The 22,370-nt window shown below is 66.8% G+C and carries 24 protein-coding genes and 1 tRNA gene; 6 read left to right on the forward strand and 19 right to left on the reverse strand.

Annotated features, from left to right (window positions below; all coding sequences use genetic code 11):
- Positions 1-7: 7 nt before the first annotated feature.
- Positions 8-670, forward strand: a complete 663-nt coding sequence (locus AC3A6G_RS12365) for a glutaredoxin domain-containing protein (RefSeq protein ID WP_487858789.1) — start codon at positions 8-10, stop codon at positions 668-670.
- Positions 671-700: 30 nt separating this feature from the next.
- Here the strand turns inward: AC3A6G_RS12365 and rpiA are convergent, their stop codons facing one another.
- Entirely contained in the window at positions 701-1,414 is a 714-nt protein-coding gene (gene rpiA, locus AC3A6G_RS12370) for a ribose-5-phosphate isomerase RpiA (RefSeq protein ID WP_487873724.1), read from the reverse strand.
- A 40-nt stretch (positions 1,415-1,454) separates the two neighbouring features.
- Between rpiA and AC3A6G_RS12375 the strand changes: the two genes are divergently transcribed.
- On the forward strand, positions 1,455-2,531 hold the full coding sequence (locus AC3A6G_RS12375) for a quinone-dependent dihydroorotate dehydrogenase (RefSeq protein ID WP_487858787.1): 1,077 nt from the start codon (positions 1,455-1,457) through the stop codon (positions 2,529-2,531).
- Between the two features lie 10 nt (positions 2,532-2,541).
- Here the strand turns inward: AC3A6G_RS12375 and AC3A6G_RS12380 are convergent, their stop codons facing one another.
- From AC3A6G_RS12380 to uvrB, 14 genes are all read right to left on the reverse strand, one after another.
- On the reverse strand, positions 2,542-3,261 hold the full coding sequence (locus AC3A6G_RS12380) for a phage holin family protein (RefSeq protein WP_487858786.1): 720 nt from the start codon (positions 3,259-3,261) through the stop codon (positions 2,542-2,544).
- A gap of 3 nt (positions 3,262-3,264) precedes the next feature.
- Positions 3,265-3,561: a glycine zipper domain-containing protein gene (locus tag AC3A6G_RS12385; protein WP_487858785.1), complete on the reverse strand. Its 297-nt coding sequence runs from the start codon at positions 3,559-3,561 to the stop codon at positions 3,265-3,267.
- Between the two features lie 148 nt (positions 3,562-3,709).
- The gene (locus AC3A6G_RS12390) at positions 3,710-4,813 is read right to left on the reverse strand and encodes an NAD(P)/FAD-dependent oxidoreductase (protein ID WP_487873725.1); all 1,104 of its coding nucleotides are present in this window, start codon (positions 4,811-4,813) and stop codon (positions 3,710-3,712) included.
- A 50-nt stretch (positions 4,814-4,863) separates the two neighbouring features.
- On the reverse strand, positions 4,864-4,971 hold the full coding sequence (locus AC3A6G_RS12395; protein WP_487858783.1) for a stereocilin: 108 nt from the start codon (positions 4,969-4,971) through the stop codon (positions 4,864-4,866).
- A 153-nt stretch (positions 4,972-5,124) separates the two neighbouring features.
- Positions 5,125-5,199 (reverse strand) — tRNA-Val (locus tag AC3A6G_RS12400).
- A 59-nt stretch (positions 5,200-5,258) separates the two neighbouring features.
- Complete coding sequence (gene dnaQ / locus AC3A6G_RS12405; protein WP_487858782.1) at positions 5,259-5,981, reverse strand: DNA polymerase III subunit epsilon; 723 nt, start codon at positions 5,979-5,981, stop codon at positions 5,259-5,261.
- A 10-nt stretch (positions 5,982-5,991) separates the two neighbouring features.
- Positions 5,992-6,330 carry an ISC system 2Fe-2S type ferredoxin gene (gene fdx, locus AC3A6G_RS12410; protein WP_487858781.1) on the reverse strand — a complete coding sequence of 113 codons (339 nt, stop codon included), beginning with the start codon at positions 6,328-6,330 and terminating at the stop codon, positions 5,992-5,994.
- Positions 6,331-6,337: 7 nt separating this feature from the next.
- Positions 6,338-8,200, reverse strand: a complete 1,863-nt coding sequence (gene hscA / locus AC3A6G_RS12415) for a Fe-S protein assembly chaperone HscA (protein ID WP_487863708.1) — start codon at positions 8,198-8,200, stop codon at positions 6,338-6,340.
- Positions 8,201-8,212: 12 nt separating this feature from the next.
- Positions 8,213-8,731, reverse strand: a complete 519-nt coding sequence (gene hscB / locus AC3A6G_RS12420; RefSeq protein WP_487858779.1) for a Fe-S protein assembly co-chaperone HscB — start codon at positions 8,729-8,731, stop codon at positions 8,213-8,215.
- A 63-nt stretch (positions 8,732-8,794) separates the two neighbouring features.
- Positions 8,795-9,118 (reverse strand): iron-sulfur cluster assembly protein IscA, encoded by a 324-nt coding sequence (gene iscA, locus AC3A6G_RS12425; protein ID WP_487858778.1) that lies wholly within the window; start codon positions 9,116-9,118, stop codon positions 8,795-8,797.
- Position 9,119: 1 nt separating this feature from the next.
- On the reverse strand, positions 9,120-9,542 hold the full coding sequence (iscU, locus tag AC3A6G_RS12430; protein WP_487858777.1) for a Fe-S cluster assembly scaffold IscU: 423 nt from the start codon (positions 9,540-9,542) through the stop codon (positions 9,120-9,122).
- A gap of 59 nt (positions 9,543-9,601) precedes the next feature.
- Entirely contained in the window at positions 9,602-10,822 is a 1,221-nt protein-coding gene (locus tag AC3A6G_RS12435) for an IscS subfamily cysteine desulfurase (protein WP_487863707.1), read from the reverse strand.
- An 86-nt stretch (positions 10,823-10,908) separates the two neighbouring features.
- Positions 10,909-11,445, reverse strand: a complete 537-nt coding sequence (gene iscR, locus AC3A6G_RS12440; protein ID WP_280817610.1) for a Fe-S cluster assembly transcriptional regulator IscR — start codon at positions 11,443-11,445, stop codon at positions 10,909-10,911.
- Between the two features lie 232 nt (positions 11,446-11,677).
- Complete coding sequence (uvrB, locus tag AC3A6G_RS12445; protein WP_487863706.1) at positions 11,678-13,795, reverse strand: excinuclease ABC subunit UvrB; 2,118 nt, start codon at positions 13,793-13,795, stop codon at positions 11,678-11,680.
- Positions 13,796-13,898: 103 nt separating this feature from the next.
- Between uvrB and AC3A6G_RS12450 the strand changes: the two genes are divergently transcribed.
- The 3 genes from AC3A6G_RS12450 to AC3A6G_RS12460 all read left to right on the forward strand — a co-directional run bounded on the left by AC3A6G_RS12450 (position 13,899) and on the right by AC3A6G_RS12460 (position 17,276).
- Entirely contained in the window at positions 13,899-15,095 is a 1,197-nt protein-coding gene (locus AC3A6G_RS12450) for an amino acid aminotransferase (protein WP_487858774.1), read from the forward strand.
- Between the two features lie 151 nt (positions 15,096-15,246).
- Positions 15,247-16,647 (forward strand): polyhydroxyalkanoate depolymerase, encoded by a 1,401-nt coding sequence (locus tag AC3A6G_RS12455; RefSeq protein WP_487858773.1) that lies wholly within the window; start codon positions 15,247-15,249, stop codon positions 16,645-16,647.
- Positions 16,644-17,276 (forward strand): RnfABCDGE type electron transport complex subunit B, encoded by a 633-nt coding sequence (locus AC3A6G_RS12460; protein ID WP_487873726.1) that lies wholly within the window; start codon positions 16,644-16,646, stop codon positions 17,274-17,276. Before AC3A6G_RS12455 ends, AC3A6G_RS12460 begins: the two co-directional genes overlap by 4 nt.
- 21 nt (positions 17,277-17,297) lie before the next feature.
- Here AC3A6G_RS12460 and AC3A6G_RS12465 read toward each other — a convergent pair whose 3' ends face one another.
- On the reverse strand, positions 17,298-18,209 hold the full coding sequence (locus AC3A6G_RS12465) for an EamA family transporter (protein ID WP_487873727.1): 912 nt from the start codon (positions 18,207-18,209) through the stop codon (positions 17,298-17,300).
- A 111-nt stretch (positions 18,210-18,320) separates the two neighbouring features.
- On the opposite strand from AC3A6G_RS12465, the gene AC3A6G_RS12470 reads away from it, so the two are divergent.
- The gene (locus AC3A6G_RS12470; protein WP_487858770.1) at positions 18,321-18,818 is read left to right on the forward strand and encodes an Lrp/AsnC family transcriptional regulator; all 498 of its coding nucleotides are present in this window, start codon (positions 18,321-18,323) and stop codon (positions 18,816-18,818) included.
- On the opposite strand, the gene AC3A6G_RS12475 is transcribed toward AC3A6G_RS12470, so the two are convergent.
- From AC3A6G_RS12475 to accC, 3 genes are read right to left on the reverse strand one after another with little or no spacing between them, the layout of a single operon-like run.
- The gene (locus AC3A6G_RS12475; RefSeq protein ID WP_487873728.1) at positions 18,808-19,296 is read right to left on the reverse strand and encodes a VOC family protein; all 489 of its coding nucleotides are present in this window, start codon (positions 19,294-19,296) and stop codon (positions 18,808-18,810) included. The two genes, AC3A6G_RS12470 and AC3A6G_RS12475, sit on opposite strands and share 11 nt — an antisense overlap.
- Positions 19,293-20,312, reverse strand: coding sequence for a biotin synthase BioB (bioB, locus tag AC3A6G_RS12480; RefSeq protein ID WP_487873729.1), 1,020 nt, complete (start codon positions 20,310-20,312; stop codon positions 19,293-19,295). Before bioB ends, AC3A6G_RS12475 begins: the two co-directional genes overlap by 4 nt.
- The gene (gene accC, locus AC3A6G_RS12485) at positions 20,312-22,360 is read right to left on the reverse strand and encodes an acetyl-CoA carboxylase biotin carboxylase subunit (protein WP_487873730.1); all 2,049 of its coding nucleotides are present in this window, start codon (positions 22,358-22,360) and stop codon (positions 20,312-20,314) included. Before accC ends, bioB begins: the two co-directional genes overlap by 1 nt.
- Between the last annotated feature and the right edge of the window lie 10 nt (positions 22,361-22,370).

Consider the following 22,370-nt stretch of genomic DNA (forward strand, 5'->3'; position numbering starts at 1 on the left):
TCGGGCGATGCATTCGACTCACTCGAAAACCGCCTTGCCGCGCCTGTCCGGCCTCACCCTGGTGGTGCTGCTGGCCGCTGCCGGCGCCATGGCCCAGCCGATCTACCGCAACGTGGACAAGGACGGCAAGGTCAGCTTTTCGGACCGCGCGCCAACTGCGAGCACGGCGCCCGCCGCCGCGCCGCAGGCCGCCAGCGCGTCCGCGGCCAGCGCGGGCCTGCCCTATGAACTGAGGCAGGTGGCGCAGCGCTATCCAGTCACGCTGTACAGCGGCGAGGAATGCGAGCCCTGCGGCGCCGCCCGTTCGCTGCTCATCACGCGCGGCGTTCCGTTCGAGGAACGGACCGTGAAATCGCGCCAGGACGTCGAGGCACTGCAGCGCCTCAGCAACCAGGCCTCGCTGCCGCTGCTGACCATCGGTTCGCAGCAGCTCAAGGGCTTCTCCGACGCCGAATGGTCGCAATACCTCGATGCCGCGGGCTACCCGAAGAGCAACAGCCTGCCCGCCGGCTACCGCCAGCCCGCTGCGCGGCCGCTGGTCGCGCAGCAGCCCGCGCCCGGCACGGCGCCTGCCCCTGTGGCGCAGGAGCAGCCTGCCCCGGCCCCGCAGCCGCCCGCACCGCCACCGAGCGGGCCGACGCCCAGCAATCCCGCGGGCATCAAGTTCTGAGCGAGCGCCGCGCTCGCGCAGCGCGGCTCCTCAGTCGAACTGCAGCGTCCGAACGCCCACAGGCGTGCCGAGCAGGCAGACATGGGCCCTCTGGTGCGCGAACACGCCCACCGTGACCACGCCGGGCCACTGGCTCACTTCCGATTCGAAGGCGAGCGGATCGCTGATCTGAAGGCCCGTCACATCGACGATGTGCTGGCCGTTGTCCGTCACCAGCGGCAGGCCGTCCTTCTCGCGCACCTGCGCAACGCCGCCCATGGCCTCGAACTGGCGCATCACGCGCCGCGCCGCCATCGGGATCACCTCCACGGGCAGCGGAAAGGCGCCGAGCGTGGTCACGAGCTTGGACTCATCGGCAATGCAGACGAAGCGCCGCGACTGCGCAGCAACGATCTTCTCGCGCGTGAGCGCCGCACCGCCGCCCTTCACCATGAAGCCGCGGTGGTCGATCTCGTCGGCACCGTCGATGTAGACGCCGAGTTCGTCGACCTCGTTGCTGTCGAACACCGGAATGCCCAGCGCGCGCAGCCGCTCCGTGGACGCGACCGAGCTCGACACCGCGCCCTTGATCTGGTCCTTGATCGTGGCCAGCGCGTCGATGAACTTGTTCACCGTCGAGCCGGTGCCCACGCCGACGATCTCGCCCTTGGCCACGTAGGCGAGCGCGGCGCGGCCAACCTGGGCCTTGAGTTCGTCCTGGGAGATAGCGCCGCCGGGAGCAGCGGAAGAAGTGGGTGCGGTCATCGCGGAGAATCCTTGGCTCATTGAAGTCGAGAATTATCCGATGCCCCTGCTACCTTCCTCTCTCTACGGCCTGGCCCGGCCCTTCCTGTTCGGTCTCGACCCGGAGCATGCCCACGAACTCACGCTCGACGCGCTGGCCCGCACCCAGAACACGCCGCTCGCCTGCGCCTACGCTGCACCTCGCGTCGAAGACCCCGTCACGCTGGCCGGACTCCGGTTTCCCAACCGCGTGGGTCTGGCGGCAGGGCTCGACAAGAACGCCCGCTGCATCGACGCCTTCGCCGCCATGGGCTTCGGCTTCGTCGAGGTCGGCACGGTCACGCCCAAGGCGCAGCCAGGCAATCCGAAGCCGCGCATGTTTCGCCTGCCGGAGCGCGACGCGCTGATCAACCGGCTCGGCTTCAACAACGGAGGGCTGGCGGCCTTTCTGGCCAACGTGCAGAAGTCGCGCTTCCGGCAGGCAGTGCGCAACGGGGCCGCACCGATGCTGCTCGGCCTGAACATCGGCAAGAACGCCAGCACCCCGATCGAACGCGCGGTCGACGACTACCTCGCCTGTCTCGACGGCGTGTACGCGCATGCCGACTACGTGACGATCAACATCTCGAGCCCCAACACGGCGAACCTGCGCTCGCTGCAGAGCGACGAGGCGCTCGATGCCCTGCTCGGCGCGATCGCCGAGCGTCGCGAGGCGCTCGCTGTGCAGACAGGCCGGCGCGTCCCGCTGTTCGTCAAGATCGCGCCCGATCTCGACGCGCCGCAGGTCGCCGTGATTGCCGCCACGCTGCGGCGCCACGCCATGGACGGCGTGATTGCCACCAACACCACGCTGGCGCGTGATGCGGTCGCCGGGCTGCGGCATGCAGAGGAGGCAGGTGGGCTCTCGGGGGCGCCGGTGCGCGAAGGCAGCAACCGCGTGGTCGCGCAACTGCGCGCGGCACTGGGTTCGGGTTTTCCGATCATCGGCGTGGGCGGCGTCCTGAGCGCGGCCGATGCCAAGGCCAAGGTGGCCGCGGGTGCCGACGTGGTGCAGATCTACACCGGCCTCATCTACCGTGGCCCCGGGCTCGTGCGAGAAGCAGCCCAGGCGTTGCTGCAAGGTCGCAGCGCCGCCTGAGCCGTCTTTCTCAGCGCATGCGCCAGAGGATGGGCGCCAGAAACGCCGTCAGGCGCAGCAGGCGCTTGGGACGGATCACCACCATCGCCACGGCTGCAGCCGCACCCACGGCGACGGGATGCTCCCGCGCAATCCGCAGCGCCGCATCTGCCGCCGATTCGTTGGCCGGCGGGGCTTTGGCCGAAGCCGCCGCAGTGGCGGAGGCATCGGTACGCGGAGCCTGAACCGTGGCAATGCGCTCGCGCTGATGCGCAATGCGCGCAAGCAGTTCCTCGCGCGTGGCAGGCCGCCTTGGCGTCGGTTCCTCACCTTCCGGGTCGGAGTCCTTGCCGAAGCCGAAACTCTCCTGGGCCCAGGCCCAGTCGCGTTCGAGTTCACGGCGTGCCGGCTCGAAGCTGTTCGAGGCGCCGCGCAGCGACGAGAGCAGGCCCAACGCAGCCGCCAGCCAGAGCAAGCCCCAGACCGCGGCCACCCACCAGGCTGCCGCAATGCGATGCGGCGTGTCCCAGAAATGCACCACCACGGCCATCGACAGCAGCGCCACGGCCACCGTGGTCAGGCCGCCCACTGCGACCACGAGCACGAGCGCGACCTTGAGGCGCCGCTTCTCGTCCTCCCACCCCATGCGCAAGAGCTGCATGCGGTCCTCGGCGGCCAGCGCACCTTCGGCAGCGGCAATCCGCAAGCGCCGCAGACGGGCATCGAGTCCGAAGAGGGACAACAGCTTCATGCGTCAGCGGCGGCCAAGCAGCAGACCCACCAGCAGGCCGACGGCAAGCGCGGCGCCGGCAATCTGCCACGGTTCATCGTGCGCATAGGCATTGGCCGACGTGGCGGCATCGCGCGCTTTCTTCGCGGCGAGCTTGCTTTTTTCGGCCGCGAGTTCGCGTGCGATCGCGAGCTTCGAGTCGATGCGCTGGCGCAGCGCCTTGATGTGGGGAACCGAATCCAGGTCCTTGCTGGCCAGGACCCCGCGGATGTCGCTCGCGATGTCTTCGGCTGCGGCTTCGATGTTGTTGGATGCACTCATTGGAATCTGTCCTCCGTGATGACACCGGCAACGCGCCGGCGGCTCACGCCAGCGAAATGGCGTGCCGTCATGTTACAGGCACAAAAGCCCCTAATAAATCACGAAGTTGTCGACTCCTGCACGTGGTGGGCGTCTAGTCACATTTTGGTTACGCATGAGCGAGCATTTGCGCCACGTGGCGTCCGATGGCCAGGCTGCTCGTGAGCCCCGGCGATTCGATGCCGAACAGGTTGACCAGTCCGGGCACGCCGTGCCTCGCAGGCCCGTCGATCACGAAATCGCTGGCGGGCTCGTGCGGGCCCGAAATCTTCGGGCGCATGCCCGCGTAGCCGGGAATCAGGGCCCCGTCGGGCAGCGCAGGCCAGTACTTGCGCACCTCCGCATAGAAGCCCTCGCCGCGCGCCGCGTCCACCACGAGATCGTCCGCCGCATCGACCCACTGCACGTCGGGACCGAACTTGGCCTGGCCACCCAGGTCGATCGTCAGGTGCACGCCCAGCCCGCCGGGCTCCGGCACCGGGTAGATCAGGCGCCCGAACGGCGTCCGGCCGGACAGCGTGAAATAGCTGCCCTTCGCAAAATAGGCCCGGGGCACCGCCGCCGCCGGCAGGCCTTCGAAACGCCGTGCAAGTGCGGGGGCGCCGAGGCCGGCGGCGTTGACAACGGTGTTGCAGCGCAAGGCCGTGCCGTCCTGCGCCACCAGCACGATGCCTTCCGGGCCGCATTCCGCGCGCGCCACGGGCGATTTGAGCGCCAGCATGCCGCCGGCATTCTCGAGGTCGCCGAGCAGGCTCAGCATCAGCGCATGGCTGTCGACGATACCGGTGCTCGGGGAATGCAGCGCCGCAAGGCAATGCAGTTGCGGCTCCATCTCAGCAGCCTGCTGCGCGGAGATCATCTGCAGGTCGTCGACACCATTGGCGGCGGCCTTGGCGCGGATCGTTTCGAGCTGTCCGACCTGCTCGAGCGAGGTCGCCACGATGAGCTTGCCGCAGCGCCGGTGCGGCACGCCCCGCTCGACGGCGTAGGCATAGAGCACCTCGCGCCCTTCCACGCAAAGGCGCGCCTTGAGCGAGCCTTGCGGGTAGTAGATGCCCGCGTGAATCACCTCGCTGTTGCGCGAACTGGTGCCGGTGCCGATCGCACCTTCCGATTCGAGCACCACCACCTCCCTGCCTGCGAGCGCCAACGCGCGCGCCACGGCCAGGCCCACCACACCGGCGCCGATAACAGCGCAATCGAGTTCGTCCATGCCGCGAGCTTATCGCGGCATGGACGACGCGCGACGCGCGCCGCGCGCCGTCAGGACGGCGCCGGCTCGGGTTCGGTGGGGTTGTCGCCGGGCGGAATGCTGGGGCCCTCGTCGGGCTCCACGGGCAGGTCTGGCGGAAGATCGGGGTGGGTTGCCATGGTGTTTGCTTTCGTGTGTCTTGCCTTTTTAGGCTTCAACACGAGGCGTGTCGGCCGGCCCGCACCGGCGATCTGCGTCGGGTCATGTCGTACGAGACTGAGGCGGACGCAAAAAAAGCGACCCGGTGTTCCTGGTCGCTTTCTGCAAAATCTTGGTGGGCGGTGGAGGCTTCGAACCTCCGACCCCAGCAGTGTGAATGCTGTGCTCTACCCCTGAGCTAACCGCCCTTTCAGCCTTGGCTGCCTTCCGCTGCCCCGGCATGAATCGCGCTGTGCGAAGCCTTCGATTATGCCACAGGATTTTCGTCAATCTGGCGAAACAGCGTGCGTCCGTTGCTGGATTTGTCGAGCTGGGACAACAGCGCCTCGTGCGCAGCGAGCTCCTGCTCCCCGGCCATGATGACCGGCAGCTCGAACTGGCTCAGGTCGATGGCCACCACGGTCGTACCCTGGGCCGGCTCATTCGAGCCGACGTCGATGAGCAATGCGTCCTGCCCGCGCGTCAGGTTGATGTACACGTCGGCGAGCAGCTGGGCATCGAGCTTGGCGCCGTGGAAGGTGCGGTTCGAGCGGTCGACGCCGAAGCGGTCGCACAGCGCGTCGAGCGAATTGCGCTTGCCCGGATAGACCTGCTTCGCCATCGCGAGCGTATCGGTCACCTCGCCCACGAAGCTCTGCAGCGGCGGCAGGCCCGCGAGCTCGAACTCCTTGTTGAGGAAGCCGACGTCGAAGGCCGCGTTGTGGATGATCAGCTCGGCGCCACGCAGGTACTCTACGACGTCGTTCGCGAGCATGGCGAACTTCGGCTTGTCGCGCAGGAAGTCGGTCGTCAGGCCGTGCACCTTGAGCGCATCCTCGTGGCTTTCGCGCCCGGGATTGAAGTAGATGTGCAGGTCGTTGCCGGTGAGCTTGCGCGCAAACAGCTCGACGCAGCCGAGCTCGATGATGCGGTCGCCGTTCTCGGCGGAAAGGCCGGTGGTTTCGGTGTCGAGGACGATCTGGCGCGTCATGCGTGGCTCATCAATGGTTTTCCTTGGCGTGGTTGATCGAATACTTGGGGATCTCGATCGTGACATCTTCACGCGCCAGGATGGCCTGGCAGCTGAGCCGCGATTGTGGCTCCAGGCCCCACGCGCGGTCGAGCAGGTCTTCCTCGCCCTCCTCGGCCTCGTTGAGCGAATTGAAGCCCTGCCGCACGATGACATGGCAGGTGGTGCAGGCGCAGCTCATCTCGCACGCATGCTCGATGTCGATGTGGTTGTCGAGCAGCGCCTCGCAGATCGAGGTGCCTGCGGGTGCCGTGATTTCTGCACCCTCGGGGCAGTACTCTGGATGCGGAAATATCTTGATGATGGGCATGTTGTTCTTAGAGAGATTCGACCTTGCGGCCCGACAGCGCACGCGCAATGCCCGCGTTCATGCGTTGTGCGGCGAAGGCCTCGGTGTCGTGCGCCAGCGCCTTGGTCGCGCTTTCGATGGCCGCGGCGTCGCTGCTGCTGGCTGCCGCTTCGCGCAACCGGTCCATTGAAGCCTCGATCACGGCGCGCTCATCCGCGGCCAGCAGGTCGCCGTCGGCGTCGAGCGCGCTCCGGGTCGCGAGCAGCATGCGTTCGGCATCCACGCGTGCCTCGACCAGCGCGCGCGCCTGCATGTCCTGCTGCGCGGTGCTGAAGCTCTCCTGCAGCATGTTGGCGATCTGATCGTCCGAGAGGCCGTACGACGGCTTGACGGTGACGCTGGCCTCGACGCCGCTGGCCTGCTCCTTCGCGCTCACACTGAGCAGGCCGTCGGCGTCGACCGTGAAGGTCACGCGGATGCGCGCCGCGCCCGCCGCCATCGGCGGGATGCCGCGCAACGTGAAGCGAGCCAGGCTGCGGCAATCGGCCACCAGATCGCGTTCGCCCTGCACCACGTGCAGCGCGAGCGCCGTCTGGCCGTCCTGGTAGGTCGTGAAGTCCTGCGCCATCGCGGTCGGGATGGTCTGGTTGCGCGGCACGATGCGTTCGACAAGGCCGCCCATGGTCTCGATGCCGAGCGACAACGGGATGACGTCGAGCAGCAGCAGGTCGTCGGCGCCGCCGTTGCCCGCCAACTGGTTGGCCTGGATCGCGGCGCCGAGCGCCACGACCTCATCGGGGTTCAGGTTGACGAGCGGTGCGCGGCCGAAGAAGTCGGCGACGGCGCGGCGCACCTGCGGCATGCGCGTGGAGCCGCCGACGAGCACGATGCCCTGCAATTCCTGCGGCTTGAGCTTCGCGTCGCGCAGCGCCTTGCGCACCGCGGCAATGGTTCGGTCGGTGAGCGGACGGGTCGCCGCATCGAATTGCTCGCGCGACAGGTCGAATGCCACCGCGCCGCCAGCCAGTTCGGCGCGGAAGGCCGTCGTTGCCGCCTCGGTCAGCGCCTCCTTCGCGGCGCGCGCCGCCACGAGCATCGCGGCCCTGTCGGTGTCGCTCGCGGTGCGCGCGCCGGTCTGCGCAAGCACCAAGTCCGCGAGCGCATGGTCGTAGTCGTCGCCGCCGAGGGCCGAATCGCCGCCCGTGGCGATCACCTCGAACACGCCCTGCGTGAGCCGCAGGATCGAGATGTCGAAGGTGCCGCCACCGAGGTCGTAGACCGCATAGACGCCTTCGCTCGCATTGTCGAGGCCATAGGCAATGGCCGCGGCCGTGGGTTCGCTGATCAAGCGCAGCACGTTGAGGCCGGCGAGTTGCGCGGCATCCTTCGTGGCCTGGCGCTGGCCCTCGTCGAAGTAGGCGGGCACGGTGATGACCGCGCCGTAGAGATCGTCGTTGAAGGTGTCCTCGGCACGGTAGCGCAGCGTCGCGAGGATCTCGGCGCTGATCTCCACCGGCGACTTCTCGCCAGCGAGTGTCTGCACCTTCACCATGCCGCCATCCTCGCCGGCGATCCGGTACGACATCGATTCGCGGTTCGTGATGTCGGCCAGGCCCCGGCCCATGAGCCGCTTGACGGAGGTGATGGTGTTGCCCGGGTCTTCGCCGCGCGCCGCCGCGGCATCGAAGCCGATCTGGCGACGGTCGCCTTCGAGGTAGCGCACCACCGACGGCAGCAGCACGCGGCCCTGGTCGTCGGGCAGGCACTCGGCCACGCCGTTGCGCACTGCGGCCACCAGCGAGTGCGTGGTGCCGAGGTCGATGCCTACGGCGATGCGGCGCTGATGAGGATCGGGCGCCTGGCCCGGTTCGGAAATCTGGAGAAGAGCCATAACGTTCAGCGCCTATTGTCCCAATTGATCGATCCTGGCCTCGACGTCGTGCGAGAAGCGCTCAATGAACATGAGGGCTCTCACCTGCTGCGCGGCGGCGGGGTGGTCGCCCTTCTCGTCGAGCAGCCAGTCGAGCGACGAGAGCACGCGGGCACGGCCGGTCTCGACCTCGGCCTGCAGCCGCTCGACCGCGGCGACGTCGCGGGCGTCTTCGAGCGCCTCGCGCCATTCCATCTGCTGCATCAGGAAGTCGGACGGCATCGCCGTGTTGTTCTCCGCATCGAGCGGAGCACCGTTCAGTTCGCAGAGGTAGCTCGCGCGCCGCACCGGGTTCTTGAGGCGCTGGTAGGCCTCGTTGATGCGGACCGACCACTGCATCGCCACGCGCTGCGCGGCGGCACCCTGCGCGGCGAAGCGGTCGGGGTGCGCTTCGCGCTGCAGTTCCTTCCAGCGCGCATCGAGCACGGCGCGGTCCTGCGCAAAGGTCGCCGGTACGGCGAACAGTTCAAAGTCGGTGTCGTTGAGATTCATGGCAAGAAAAAACCGCCAGCACATGACATGGTGGCGGCCTTGGTCGCGGTCAGCGACGATGCATCAGATGCGAAAGCTCTCTCCGCAGCCGCAGCGGTCGCGTTCGTTCGGGTTGTTGAACTTGAACCCCTCGTTGAGGCCTTCGCGCACGAAGTCGAGCTGCGTGCCGTCGATGTAGGCCAGGCTCTTCGGATCGACCAGCACCTTCACGCCCTGGTCCTCGAACACCACGTCTTCGGGCGAAAGCTCGTCCACGTACTCGAGTTTGTAGGCCAGGCCCGAGCACCCGGTGGTCTTCACGCCCAGCCGCACGCCCACGCCCTTGCCCCGCTTGCCGAGGTAGCGGGTGACGTGTCGCGCAGCAGCGTCGGTCAGCGTGACGGCCATGTCAGTGGACGGCTTCCGCGTCGGCGGCAGCGCCGCTCTTTGCGCCGTGCTTGGCCTTGTAATCGCTCACGGCGGCCTTGATCGCGTCCTCGGCGAGGATCGAGCAGTGGATCTTGACCGGCGGCAGCGCCAGCTCTTCGGCGATCTGCGCGTTCTTGAGTGCCGCCGCTTCGTCGAGCGTCTTGCCCTTGACCCATTCGGTCACGAGCGAAGACGAGGCGATGGCCGAGCCGCAGCCGTAGGTCTTGAAGCGGGCGTCTTCGATCACGCCGGTTTCGGGGTTGACCTTGATCTGCAGCTTCATCACGTCGCCGCAGGCCGGTGCGCCCACCATCCCGGTGCCGACCGAATCGTCGCCCTTTTCGAACGAGCCGACGTTGCGGGGGTTTTCGTAGTGGTCGATGACCTTGGAAGAATATGCCATGGTGTACCTCTCAAACTTTGTTCAATCGTGGAGCCTGGTGCGGCCTGGATCCGGGAATCTCAGTGGGCCGACCACTGGATCGTGCTGATGTCGACGCCATCCTGGAACATCTCCCACAAGGGGCTAAGTTCGCGCAGCTTGGCCACGTTGTGCTTGATGGTCGATATGGCGTAGTCGATCTCTTCTTCGGTCGTGAAGCGGCCGATGGTCATGCGAAGGCTGCTGTGGGCCAGCTCGTCGCTGCGGCCGAGTGCGCGCAGCACGTAGCTCGGCTCGAGGCTGGCCGAGGTGCAGGCCGAGCCCGACGACACCGCCAGGCCCTTGATGCCCATGATCAGCGACTCGCCCTCGACATAGTTGAAGCTCATGTTGAGGTTGTGCGGCACGCGGCGCTCGAGATCGCCGTTGATGAACACCTGCTCGACATCCTTGAACCCGTCGAGCAGGCGCTTCTGCAGGCGTGCCGCCTTGGCGATGTCGTCCTTCATTTCGAGCCGGGCGATGCGGAAGGCTTCGCCCATGCCCACGATCTGGTGCGTCGGCAGGGTGCCCGAGCGCATGCCGCGCTCGTGGCCGCCGCCGTGCATCTGCGCCTCGAGCCGCACGCGCGGCTTGCGGCGCACGTACAGCGCGCCGATGCCCTTGGGGCCGTAGGTCTTGTGCGAGGCCAGGCTCATGAGGTCGATAGGCAGCTTGGCCATGTCGATCTCGACCTTGCCGGTGGCCTGGGCCGCGTCGACATGGAAGATCACGCCCTTCTCGCGGCATACATTGCCCAGCGCCACCATGTCCTGGACCACGCCGATCTCGTTGTTCACGAACATCACGCTGGCGAGGATCGTGTCGGGACGGATCGCGGCCTTGAACTTCTCGAGATCGAGCAGGCCGTCTTCCTCGACGTCCATGTAGGTCACCTCGAAGCCTTGGCGTTCGAGTTCGCGCATGGTGTCGAGCACGGCCTTGTGCTCGGTCTTCACCGTGATCAGGTGCTTGCCCTTGCCCTTGTAGAACTGGGCCGCGCCCTTGAGCGCGAGGTTGTTCGACTCGGTCGCGCCAGAGGTCCAGACGATCTCGCGTGGATCGGCGCCGATCAGTGCGGCCACCTCGCCGCGCGCCTTCTCGACCGCCTCTTCAGCTTCCCAGCCCCAGGCGTGACTGCGCGACGCCGGGTTGCCGAAGTGTTCGCGCAACCAGGGAATCATGGCGTCGACCACACGCGGGTCGACCGGCGTGGTCGCGCCGTAGTCGAGATAGATCGGGAAATGAGGAGTTACGTCCATGGCTGGCTCGTGCTGGCGTGGGGTTGTTATGTGTCGATGTGTCGAAGAAAACTTCTAGCCGCAGCGCCCGGAGGCGCCGCGGGCCTTCAGGACTTCGCGAAGGCGTTGCCGAGGGCGAAGACCGAATTCGGCGCGTTCACGCGAATCGGCTTGACCACCGGCTGCGCCGAGATCGCGCGCTTGACGACCGGCTTGTTCTCGATCTGCACGCCCTTGGCGATCTGGTCGTCGACCAACTTCTGCAACGTGACGGAATCGAGGAACTCGACCATGCGCTGGTTCAGCGAAGCCCAGAGTTCGTGCGTCATGCAGCGGCCCTGTTCGCCGAGGCAGTTTTCCTTGCCGCCGCACTGGGTGGCATCGATGGGTTCATCGACGGAAACAATGATGTCTGCGACGGTGATATCCGCAGCCTTGCGGCCGAGGCTGTAGCCGCCGCCGGGGCCGCGGGTCGATTCGACCAGCTCGTGACGGCGCAGTTTGCCGAACAGCTGTTCGAGATACGACAACGAAATCTGCTGCCGCTGGCTGATCGCAGCCAGCGTGACCGGACCCGTGTTCTGGCGCAATGCCAGATCGATCATTGCTGTGACCGCAAAACGGCCTTTGGTAGTGAGACGCATCGCAAGCTCCTTCAAGTGCTTACCGTTGAAATGACACCTTGGCCCTGGACCGCGGTGACTTCGTCTCCGCCCTGCCCGACCCCTGGCGCTGGTGAACCAGCCAGTGGGATCGAACCTTCATCGCGAAGTTTCTTATTTGTTGTTGAGTATTTCACTCAAGTATAGCAGATGTCCCCGAGTTCTGCTCGGGTAAACCCCATCGGGCCGCGATGCGGAGTAGACGGGCGCGCGCTCAGACCGGCAGAACGGCGATGTTGTCGCCGCCGGCGGCGCCGAATGCCTGCTCCCGCAGCAGCGCGAGCTGGTCGCGCACCCGGGCTGCCTTCTCGAACTCGAGGTTGCGGGCGTGTTCCATCATGAGCTTCTCGAGCCGCTTGATCTCGCGGGCGATGTCCTTCTCGCTCATGTCCTCGACCTTGGCGCGCTCCAGGTCGAGCTTGGCCGCTTCCTTGCCGCTCTTCTCGCTGTAGACACCGTCGATCAGGTCGCGCACCTGCTTGTTGATGCTGCGCGGCGTGATGCCGTTGGCCTCGTTGTGGATGATCTGGCGGGCGCGGCGGCGCTCGGTCTCGCCGATGGCCTTCTTCATCGACTCGGTCATCCGGTCGGCGTAGAGGATGGCCTTGCCGTTCAGGTTGCGGGCGGCGCGCCCGATGGTCTGGATCAGCGAGCGCTCGGCGCGCAGGAAGCCTTCCTTGTCGGCGTCGAGGATCGCCACCAGCGACACCTCGGGAATGTCGAGCCCTTCGCGCAGCAGGTTGATGCCCACCAGCACGTCGAAGGTGCCCAGGCGCAGGTCGCGCAGGATCTCGACGCGCTCCACGGTGTCGATGTCGCTGTGCAGGTAGCGCACCTTCACGCCGTTGTCGCCCAGGTAGTCGGTCAGCTGCTCGGCCATGCGCTTGGTGAGGGTGGTGATCAGCACGCGCTCGTGCTTCTCGACCCGGATGCGGATCTCGCCCAGCACGTCGTCCACCTGGTGCGTGGCCGGGCGCACCTCCACCTCGGGGTCGATCAGGCCGGTGGGCCGCACCAGCTGCTCGACCACGTTACCGGCGTGCTGCTTCTCGTAGTCGGCCGGCGTTGCCGAGACGAAGACGCACTGGCGAACGCGGGCCTCGAATTCCTCGAGCTTCAGCGGCCGGTTGTCGAGCGCGCTCGGCAGCCGGAAGCCGTACTCGACCAGCGTGGTCTTGCGCGCCCGGTCGCCGTTGTACATGCCGCCGAGCTGCCCGACCATCTGGTGGCTCTCGTCGAGGAACATCAGCGCGTCCTTCGGCAGGTAGTCGGTGAGCGTGGCCGGCGGCTGGCCCGGCGCGGCGCCCGAGAGATGGCGCGTGTAGTTCTCGATGCCCTTGCAGTGGCCGATCTCGGCCAGCATCTCGAGGTCGAACCGGGTGCGCTGCTCGAGGCGCTGCGCCTCGACCAGCTTGCCCTGGGAAACGAACTCCTTGAGCCGCTCGGCCAGTTCGATCTTGATGGTCTCTACCGCGCCCAGCACCTTGTCGCGCGGGGTCACGTAGTGGCTCGACGGATAGACCGTGAAGCGCGGAATCTTCTGGCGGATGCGCCCGGTGAGCGGATCGAACAGCTGCAGCGTCTCGATCTCGTCGTCGAACAGCTCGATGCGGATCGCGAGCTCGCTGTGCTCGGCCGGAAACACGTCGATCGTGTCGCCGCGCACGCGGAAGGTGCCACGCGAAAAATCCTGCTCGTTGCGCGTGTACTGCATGCGGATCAGCCGGCCGATCACGTCGCGCTGCCCGATCTTGTCGCCCACGCGCATGATGAAGCGCATCTGGGTGTAGTCCTCGGGCGTGCCGATGCCGTAGATGGCGCTCACCGTGGCCACGATGACAGTGTCGCGCCGCTCCAGCACGCTCTTGGTGGCCGACAGCCGCATCTGCTCGATGTGCTCGTTGATCGACGAGTCCTTCTCGATGAACAGGTCGCGCTGCGGCACGTAGGCCTCGGGTTGGTAGTAGTCGTAGTAGCTTACGAAGTACTCGACGGCGTTCTTCGGGAAGAACTCGCGGAATTCGCTGTAGAGCTGCGCCGCCAGCGTCTTGTTGGGCGCGAAGACGATCGCGGGGCGGCCCAGCTGTGCGATCACGTTGGCCATCGTGAAGGTCTTGCCTGAGCCCGTGACGCCCAGCAACGTCTGAAAGACCTCGCCGTCGCGCACGCCCTGCACCAGCCCTTCGATCGCCTTCGGCTGGTCGCCGGCCGGCGGGTACGGCTGGTACAGCTCGAACGGCGAGTCCGGAAAGCGGACGAATTCGCCCTGCGGAGCGGGACCGATCGGGTCGAGCTTCTTCAGGTCTGCTACGGCTTCGTTGATCTCTGGCATGGCTGTTTCCGACAGGTGGCGTGTGGCCGGTAAAATTCAAGGCAACCGGCAAGCTTAAACCTCCTCCGGTTGCAGCGCAGCTTTCACCCCAAAGGACCTTTCCATGTCTATGTTCACCGCGGTCGAAATGGCACCGCGCGACCCGATCCTCGGCCTCAACGAGCAATACGCAGCCGACACCAACCCCCACAAGGTCAACCTCGGCGTCGGCGTCTACTACGACGACAACGGCAAGCTGCCCCTGCTGCAGTGCGTGCAGGCCGCCGAACAGGACATGATGAAGGCGCCTTCGGCCCGCGGCTACCTGCCGATCGACGGCATCGCGGCCTACGACAACGCGGTCAAGGGCCTGGTCTTCGGGCCCGACAGCGAGCCCGTGCAGTCGGGCCGCGTCGCCACCATCCAGGCCATCGGCGGCACTGGCGGCCTGAAGGTCGGGGCCGACTTCCTCAAGAAGCTCAACCCCGCAGCCAAGGTGCTGATCAGCGACCCGAGCTGGGAAAACCACCGCGCGCTCTTCACCCAGGCCGGCTTCCAGGTCGAAAGCTATCCCTATTACGACGCGGCCAAGCGCGGCGTCGATTTCGATGGCATGCTGGCCGCGCTCCAGGCCGCACCGGCCGGCACGGTCGTGGTGCTGCACGCCTGCTGCCACAACCCCACCGGCTACGACATCACCCCGGCCCAGTGGGACCAGGTCGTCGCCGCGGTCAAGGCCAAGGGCCTGGTGCCCTTCCTCGACATGGCCTACCAGGGCTTCGGCTATGGCCTGAAGGAAGACGGCGCCGCCGTGGCCAAGTTCGTCGAGGCCGGCCTGACCTTCTTCGTCTCGACCTCGTTCTCGAAGAGCTTCAGCCTCTACGGCGAGCGCGTCGGCGCGCTGTCGGTGCTGTGCGAGAGCAAGGAAGAAGCTGGCCGCGTGCTCTCGCAGCTCAAGATCGCGATCCGCACCAACTACAGCAACCCCCCGATCCACGGCGGCGCCGTGGTGGCCGCGGTGCTCGGCAACCCCGAGCTGCGCACGCTCTGGGAAAAAGAGCTCGGCGAGATGCGCGTGCGCATCAAGGCCATGCGCCAGAAGCTGGTCGACGGCCTCAAGGCCGCCGGCGTGAAGGAAGACATGAGCTTCATCACCACCCAGATCGGCATGTTCAGCTACTCGGGCCTCAGCAAGGACCAGATGGTGCGCCTGCGCAGCGAATTCGGCGTCTACGGCACCGACACCGGCCGCATGTGCGTGGCAGCGCTCAACAGCAAGAACATCGACTACGTCTGTGCGTCGATCGCCAAAGTCATCTGACGATCGAAACGAGAACTTTATTGTTAATGTAAAGTTCTCCACATTTCGGGCCAAAACGACCCTGCCTTCAGGGTCGGCCTAGGGTTCGCCCCCTGCAGCGCGCTCCGTGGACTGATATATTGCACTGCAACATTTTCTTTCCGGGACCACGATGCTGTATCAACTCTACGAAGCCCAGCGCTCCCTGATGGAGCCGTTTGCCGATTTCGCGCAGGCGGCGTCCAAGCTCTACGGCCATGGCGCCGTGTACGGCCAGCTGCCGATGGCGCAACGCATGGCAGCCGGCTACGACCTGCTCTACCGCCTGGGCAAGGACTACGAGAAGCCCGAGTTCAACATCAAGAGCGTCAAGGTCGACGGCGAAGAGGTCGTGATCCAGGAAGCCATCGAGCTCGACAAGCCCTTCTGCGAGCTGCGCCGGTTCAAGCGCTTCACCGACGAGCCGCACATCCTCAAGACGCTCAAGAGCCAGCCCGTGGTGCTGATTGTGGCGCCGCTGTCGGGCCACTACGCCACGCTGCTGCGCGACACCGTCCGCACCATGCTGCAAGCGCACAAGGTCTACGTTACCGACTGGAAGAACGCACGCCTGGTGCCGCTCTCCGAAGGCGAATTCCACCTCGACGACTACATCAACTACGTGCAGGAGTTCATCCGCCGCCTGCAGGCCGAATACGGCAACTGCCACGTGGTGAGCGTGTGCCAGCCGACGGTGCCGGTGCTCGCGGCGGTGTCGCTGATGGCCAGCCGCGGCGAGCCGCTGCCGCTCACCACGACGATGATGGGCGGGCCCATCGACGCGCGCAAGTCGCCCACCGCGGTGAACAACCTCGCGATGAACAAGAGCTACGAGTGGTTCGAGAACAACGTGATCTACCGCGTGCCGCACGGCTTTCCGGGTGAAGGCCGCCGTGTGTACCCCGGCTTCCTGCAGCACACGGGCTTCGTGGCGATGAACCCCGACCGCCACGCCACCAGCCATTACGACTACTTCAAGAACCTTATCAAGGGCGACGACACGAGCGCAGAGGCCCATCGCAAGTTCTATGACGAGTACAACGCGGTGCTCGACATGGACGCCGACTATTACCTCGAGACCATCCGCACCGTGTTCCAGGAGTTCGACCTGGTGAACGGCACCTGGGACGTGCGCAACCCCAAGGGCGTGCTCGAGCGCGTGCGGCCGCAGGACATCCGCTCGACCGCGCTGCTCACGGTCGAGGGCGAACTCGACGACATCTCCGGCTCGGGCCAGACCGAGGCCGCGCACAGCCTGTGCACCGGCATCGCCGACGCGAAGCGCGAGCACTACGAAGTCAAGGGCGCGGGCCACTACGGCATCTTCAGCGGCCGCCGCTGGCGCGATCTGGTCTATCCGCGGATGGCCAAGTTCATCGCGGCGCACGACGAGCCGCAGCGCCGCGCCGGCGCACGCGAAACCCTGCCTGCCGAAGACCGGGTCAAGCCCGCCCGCAAGACGACCGTCGCGGCCGCCGCCAAAAAACCCGTGACGGCCGCTGCCGCCAGGAAGCCTGCGGCCCGCAGGAAGTGAACGCGCTGGCCGCACGCATCCACCAGGCACTGCCGCAGACGCAGTGCACACGGTGCGGCTATGCCGATTGCGCCGGCTATGCGCAGGCCGTGGCCGAAGGCGAAGCAGGCATCAACCAGTGCCCGCCCGGCGGCGCCGAAGGCATTGCGAGGCTGGCGCGGCTCACCGGCCGCGAGGTGCAGCCGCTCGACGCGCAGTTCGGCACCGAAGGCCCGCGCAGCATGGCGGTCATCGACGAAGCCTGGTGCATCGGCTGCACGCTCTGCCTCGATGCCTGCCCGACCGACGCCATCCTGGGCATCCACAAGCGCATGCACACCGTGATCGAGGCGCACTGCACGGGTTGCGAACTCTGCATTCCGGTGTGCCCGGTCGACTGCATCTCGCTCGAGGTCGAAACGCCCGGGCGCAGCGGCTGGGCCGCGTGGTCCGAGGCCCAAGCCGAAGCGGCGCTGCAGCGCTACCAGCGGCACGGCACGCATCGCCGGCTCGCCAAGCGCATCGACGAGCCGTCGCCTACCCCTGCCGAGCCGCAGGCCGCCGACACGCGCAAGCGCTCCATCGTCGAGGCCGCGCTGGCGCGCGCCCGCGCTGCCTCGCTGCTGCGCCCACCCACGGCCAAGCCTTGAGCGACTTGTTGGGAGCGGGGGTCAGCGCTTCTTCGGGCGCTTGAACAGCAGCAGCAATACGCCCGCGAGCACCACGCCCACCGCGTACCACTCGAAGCGCGTGACCGTCTCGTTCGCGATCCACACGCCGAGCAGCATCGCGATCACCGGGGTCACGAAGGTATAGCTCGAGGCCAGCGCCGCTGGCGCCCTGGCGAGCAGCACCATGTAGGCGTTGAACGCGATCAGCGAACCGAAGACCACCAGGTACAGCCACGCGCCGACCGCGAGCGGATCGAACGGCCAGGCCAGGCGCTCGCCGGCAGCGGCCGCCAGCGCCATCAGCACCACGCCGCCGCAGATCATTTCGCTCGCGAAACCCATCGCGCCCGGCGCGAGCGGCAGGCTGCGCTGGCTCAGCACGCTGCCCATCGACCAGCACACGCAGGCGATCGAGATCGCGGCCAACCCTGCAGGCGATGACTGGAAGCCGCTGCCCTGCGTCAGCATCAGCACGCCGACAAGTCCCACGGCAATGCCCGCTGCTTCCAGGCGCGTGGGCCGGATGCCCCAGACCAGGTTCAGCAGCGCGATCAGCAGCGGCACCACCGCGATGAAGGCCACCACCAACCCCGAGCCGATCGACACCTCGGCCACGGCCGTGCCGCCCATGCCGCCGCCGAGCATCAGCGCGCCCACCACGAAGGCATTGCGCCACTGCACGGGGGACGGCCAGGCGGCGCCGCGCCAACGCATCCAGGCAAGCAGCACCACGCCGGCGAACAGGAAGCGCGAGCCCATCTGGAGAAATGGCGGAAAGCTGACCAGCGCGTACTTGATTGCCAGGTAGGTCGATCCCCAGACCAGCCAGGTGGCGGCGAGGCAGAGCCAGAGGATCGGCGGCATGGTGCCGGCAGCGGGCGCGGCGTGCGCTGGGGAAGCGAGCGTGGGCATGGGAACGATGGTTGTGGCGGCGAATGCGCCATGGTATGAAAGCGGTTCGCGTTCAACCATGCCAATCTCATGGTTCTGGCGCCCTTCCCACCGTTGTTTTGAAGGACTTCCATGGATTCCGCCTTGAACCCCACGCTGGACGCCCACGACACGCGCATCCTGGCCGAACTGCAGAAGGACGCGCGCCTCACGATGGCCGAACTCGGCCGCCGCGTGCACCTGAGCCAGCCGGCCGTGACCGAGCGCGTGAAGAAGCTCGAGGCCGCGGGTGTCATCAGCGGCTACCGCGCCACTGTCAATCTTTCCAAGCTGGGCTACGGCATCCGTGCGCTGATCCGCGTCGGCCGCGCCGAATACGACCGCGTGGTCCAGCTGATCCAGCAGACGCCCGAATGCGTGAATGCCTACAACGTGACCGGCGACGACAGCTGGATCCTCGAGATCGCGGTCATCGACGTGAGCCACCTCGACGCCGTGGTCACCAAGTTCTGCATCCTCACCGAGACCGCGACCTCGATCATCCTGAACCCGGCGCGCGAGCACCAGCCGATGCTGCCGCCGCACCGCTCGGACGTGAAGCCGCCGATCCGGAAGATCGTCAACGCGTAGCCGCGAGCGCGGCGAACGCCGCCACCACCTCGGGCGGCGCCTGCACCATCTCGATCAGCACGCCCTCGCCCGCGATCGGAAACTCCTCGTTCGCCTTCGGGTGCAGGAAGCAGATGTCGAAGCCCGCCGCGCCCTTGCGGATGCCGCCGGGCGCAAAGCGCACGCCCTGCGCGGTCAGCCACTCCACGGCCTTCGGCAGGTCGTCGATCCACAGGCCCACATGGTTGAGCGGCGTGGCATGCACCGCGGGCTTCTTCTCGGGGTCGAGCGGCTGCATCAGGTCGACCTCGACCTTGAACGGTCCGCTGCCCATCGCGCAGATGTCCTCGTCGACGTTCTCGCGCTCGCTGCGGAAGGTGCCGGTCACTTCGAGCCCGAGCATGTCGACCCAGAGCTTCTGCAGGCGCAGCTTATCGAGTCCGCCGATCGCGATCTGCTGGATGCCGAGCACCTTGAACGGGCGTTGTGTCGTTGTCATGCGTGCGGCTCCTGCGTGCATGTGGCGTTGAGCCCCAGTTTTTTGAGCAGCACCGTGTCGGCCTCGACATCGGGGTTGCCGGTCACCAGCAGCTTGTCGCCGTAGAAGATCGAGTTGGCGCCCGCCATGAAGCACAGCGCCTGCACCGCATCGCCCATCTGCTGGCGGCCGGCCGACAGGCGCACGCGGGCGGTCGGCATGGTGATGCGCGCGACCGCGATCATGCGCACGAAGTCGAAAGGGTCGACCGGTTCCGAATCGGCCAGCGGCGTACCGGGCACGCGCACCAGGCTGTTGATCGGCACCGACTCCGGATACGGGTCGAGGTTGGCCAGTTGCGCGATCAGCCCCGCGCGGTGCACCGGCTGCTCGCCCATGCCCACGATGCCGCCGCAGCACACGCTGATGCCCGCGCTGCGCACATGCGCCAGCGTGTCGAGCCGGTCCTGGTAAGTGCGCGTGTCGACCACGTCGGTGTAGTACTCGGGCGCGGTGTCGAGGTTGTGGTTGTAGTAGTCGAGGCCCGCCGCCTTGAGCTGCTGCGCATGGTGCGGCTCGAGCATGCCGAGCGTGGCGCAGGTCTGCATGCCCAAACCTTTCACGGCCTCGACCAGCACGGCCACCTTCTCCACGTCGCGGTCCTTGGGCGCGCGCCAGGCCGCGCCCATGCAGAAGCGCGTGGCGCCCGCGTCCTTGGCGGCCTGCGCGGCGCGCAGCACCTCGTCGACCTCCATCAGCTTCTGCGCCTTCACGCCAGTGTCGAACTCGGCCGATTGCGGACAGTAGCCGCAGTTCTCGGGACAGCCGCCGGTCTTGACCGAGAGCAGCGTCGCGAGCTCGATGTCGCCTGCGGGAAAATGCGCACGGTGCACCGTCTGCGCCTCGAACAGCAGGTCCATCAGCGGCCTGTCGAGCAGCGCCTGAATGGCCTCGACCGTCCACGGGCCTTGCGGTGCTGCGGCCTTGGGCGCCGGGCGGTGCAGCTTGACCGGCTGCTGCAGATCGTTCGCACCCATCAGTTGAACTCCATGATGACCTGGTCGACCGCGAGCGACTCGCCCTTGTTCGCCGAGATCTTGCCGACCACACCGTCCTGCGTGGCGAACAGCACGTTCTCCATCTTCATGGCTTCGATCACCGCGAGCTTCTCGCCCGCGCGCACCTGCTGGCCCGGCTGCACCGACACCTCGACCAGGAGGCCCGGCATCGGCGACATCAGGAACTTGCTCAGGTCCGGCGGCGCCTTGTAGGGCATCAGCGCGAGCAGGCGGGCGCCCAGCGGCGACAGCACCATGGCCTCGATCTGCTTGCCGTCGTGCGCCACGCGCAGCGCCAGCGGGCTGCGGCCGGCGCCGCGCTCGACCTGCGCGGTGAATGGCCGGTCGTTCACCGTGCCCTGCAGCCGGATCGCGCCGAGCGCGGAACCGCCGTCGATCTTGTAGGTCTTGCCGTCCACCGCCACCGCGCAGGCACCGGTCTTGCCGTGGAAGTCGGTCACCGACACCGGATGGTGCACATGCTGGCCCTCGGCCCCGAGCTCGACCACCACGAACTGCTCGCCCACCTTCACGCCGTGGCCTTCGAGCTGGCCGCTGATGCCCGAGGCGCGCGCGCGATAGCGGCGGTGCACATAGGCCGCCAGCGCCACCAGGAACGAGGAATCGGCATGCGCCACGTCCTCGGCATGGAAGCCCTGGCCGTAGTGTTCGGCGATGAAGCCGGTGTTGAAGTCGCCCGCCACGAACTTCGGATGCGCTAGCAGCGCCGCCTGGAACGGGATGTTGGTGCTGATGCCGCGGATCACGAAGCCGTTGAGCGCCTCGCGCATGCGTGCGATCGCATGGTTGCGGTCCTTGCCGTGCACGATGAGCTTAGCGATCATCGAGTCGTAGTACATCGGGATCTCGCCGCCGTCGTACACGCCGGTGTCAACGCGCACGCCGTTCAGGCGCTCGGTGTCGGCTGCGAACATCGTCTCGGGCGGCGGCTGGAACTTCACCAGCCGGCCGGTCGAAGGCAGGAAGTTGCGGAACGGGTCTTCGGCATTGATCCGGCACTCGATGGCCCAGCCATTGCGCTTCACGTCGTCCTGGCCGAGCGGCAACTTCTCGCCGGCCGCCACGCGGATCATCAGCTCGACCAGGTCGAGCCCGGTGATGCACTCGGTCACCGGATGCTCCACCTGCAGGCGCGTGTTCATCTCCAGGAAATAGAAGCTCTGGTCCTTGCCGACCACGAACTCCACCGTGCCCGCGCTCTGGTACTTCACCGCCTTGGCGAGCGCCACCGCCTGCGCGCCCATCGCGCGGCGCGTGGTCTCGCTGATGAAGGGCGACGGCGCCTCCTCGATCACCTTCTGGTGGCGCCGCTGGATCGAGCACTCGCGCTCGTTCAGGTAGATCACATTGCCGTGCGAGTCGCCCAGCACCTGGATCTCGATGTGGCGCGGCTCCTCGACGAATTTCTCGATGAACACGCGATCGTCGCCGAAGCTGTTGAGTGCCTCGTTGCGGCACGAAGTGAAGCCCTCGAAGGCCTCCTTGTCGTTCCACGCCACGCGCAGCCCCTTGCCGCCGCCGCCGGCCGAGGCCTTGATCATCACCGGGTAGCCGATGTCCTTGGCGATCTCGACCGCCCGCTCGGCTGTCTCGATCGCGTCGTTCCAGCCCGGGATGGTGTTGACCTTGGCCTCGTTCGCGAGCTTCTTCGAGGCGATCTTGTCGCCCATCGCCGCGATCGAATAGTGCTTCGGGCCGATGAAGGCGATGCCCTCTTCCTCGACCTTGCGCGCGAAGGCTTCGTTCTCCGACAGGAAGCCGTAGCCCGGGTGCACCGCTTCGGCGCCCGTGGCCTTGCAGGCGGCAATGATGCGGTCGGCCTGCAGATAGCTTTCGCGGCTCGGCGCGGCACCGATGTGCACGGCCTCGTCGGCCATCTCGACGTGGCGCGCTTCCTTGTCGGCGTCGGAATAGACGGCGACCGTGAGGATGCCCATCTTCTTGGCCGTCTGGATCACGCGGCAAGCGATCTCCCCGCGATTGGCAATCAGGATCTTCTTGAACATGTTCTTCTTC

The sequence above is a fragment of the Variovorax sp. Soil_C_26 genome, assembly GCF_057657075.1.

What these genes read in the sequence shown, in the direction of transcription:
- AC3A6G_RS12365 (WP_487858789.1), top strand. Translation starts at nt 8, where the DNA reads ATGCATTCGACTCACTCGAAAACCGCCTTGCCGCGCCTGTCCGGCCTC.
- rpiA (WP_487873724.1), bottom strand. Translation starts at nt 1,414, where the DNA reads ATGACCGCACCCACTTCTTCCGCTGCTCCCGGCGGCGCTATCTCCCAG.
- AC3A6G_RS12375 (WP_487858787.1), top strand. Translation starts at nt 1,455, where the DNA reads ATGCCCCTGCTACCTTCCTCTCTCTACGGCCTGGCCCGGCCCTTCCTG.
- AC3A6G_RS12380 (WP_487858786.1), bottom strand. Translation starts at nt 3,261, where the DNA reads ATGAAGCTGTTGTCCCTCTTCGGACTCGATGCCCGTCTGCGGCGCTTG.
- AC3A6G_RS12385 (WP_487858785.1), bottom strand. Translation starts at nt 3,561, where the DNA reads ATGAGTGCATCCAACAACATCGAAGCCGCAGCCGAAGACATCGCGAGC.
- AC3A6G_RS12390 (WP_487873725.1), bottom strand. Translation starts at nt 4,813, where the DNA reads ATGGACGAACTCGATTGCGCTGTTATCGGCGCCGGTGTGGTGGGCCTG.
- AC3A6G_RS12395 (WP_487858783.1), bottom strand. Translation starts at nt 4,971, where the DNA reads ATGGCAACCCACCCCGATCTTCCGCCAGACCTGCCCGTGGAGCCCGAC.
- dnaQ (WP_487858782.1), bottom strand. Translation starts at nt 5,981, where the DNA reads ATGACGCGCCAGATCGTCCTCGACACCGAAACCACCGGCCTTTCCGCC.
- fdx (WP_487858781.1), bottom strand. Translation starts at nt 6,330, where the DNA reads ATGCCCATCATCAAGATATTTCCGCATCCAGAGTACTGCCCCGAGGGT.
- hscA (WP_487863708.1), bottom strand. Translation starts at nt 8,200, where the DNA reads ATGGCTCTTCTCCAGATTTCCGAACCGGGCCAGGCGCCCGATCCTCAT.
- hscB (WP_487858779.1), bottom strand. Translation starts at nt 8,731, where the DNA reads ATGAATCTCAACGACACCGACTTTGAACTGTTCGCCGTACCGGCGACC.
- iscA (WP_487858778.1), bottom strand. Translation starts at nt 9,118, where the DNA reads ATGGCCGTCACGCTGACCGACGCTGCTGCGCGACACGTCACCCGCTAC.
- iscU (WP_487858777.1), bottom strand. Translation starts at nt 9,542, where the DNA reads ATGGCATATTCTTCCAAGGTCATCGACCACTACGAAAACCCCCGCAAC.
- AC3A6G_RS12435 (WP_487863707.1), bottom strand. Translation starts at nt 10,822, where the DNA reads ATGGACGTAACTCCTCATTTCCCGATCTATCTCGACTACGGCGCGACC.
- iscR (WP_280817610.1), bottom strand. Translation starts at nt 11,445, where the DNA reads ATGCGTCTCACTACCAAAGGCCGTTTTGCGGTCACAGCAATGATCGAT.
- uvrB (WP_487863706.1), bottom strand. Translation starts at nt 13,795, where the DNA reads ATGCCAGAGATCAACGAAGCCGTAGCAGACCTGAAGAAGCTCGACCCG.
- AC3A6G_RS12450 (WP_487858774.1), top strand. Translation starts at nt 13,899, where the DNA reads ATGTCTATGTTCACCGCGGTCGAAATGGCACCGCGCGACCCGATCCTC.
- AC3A6G_RS12455 (WP_487858773.1), top strand. Translation starts at nt 15,247, where the DNA reads ATGCTGTATCAACTCTACGAAGCCCAGCGCTCCCTGATGGAGCCGTTT.
- AC3A6G_RS12465 (WP_487873727.1), bottom strand. Translation starts at nt 18,209, where the DNA reads ATGCCCACGCTCGCTTCCCCAGCGCACGCCGCGCCCGCTGCCGGCACC.
- AC3A6G_RS12470 (WP_487858770.1), top strand. Translation starts at nt 18,321, where the DNA reads ATGGATTCCGCCTTGAACCCCACGCTGGACGCCCACGACACGCGCATC.
- AC3A6G_RS12475 (WP_487873728.1), bottom strand. Translation starts at nt 19,296, where the DNA reads ATGACAACGACACAACGCCCGTTCAAGGTGCTCGGCATCCAGCAGATC.
- bioB (WP_487873729.1), bottom strand. Translation starts at nt 20,312, where the DNA reads ATGGGTGCGAACGATCTGCAGCAGCCGGTCAAGCTGCACCGCCCGGCG.
- accC (WP_487873730.1), bottom strand. Translation starts at nt 22,360, where the DNA reads ATGTTCAAGAAGATCCTGATTGCCAATCGCGGGGAGATCGCTTGCCGC.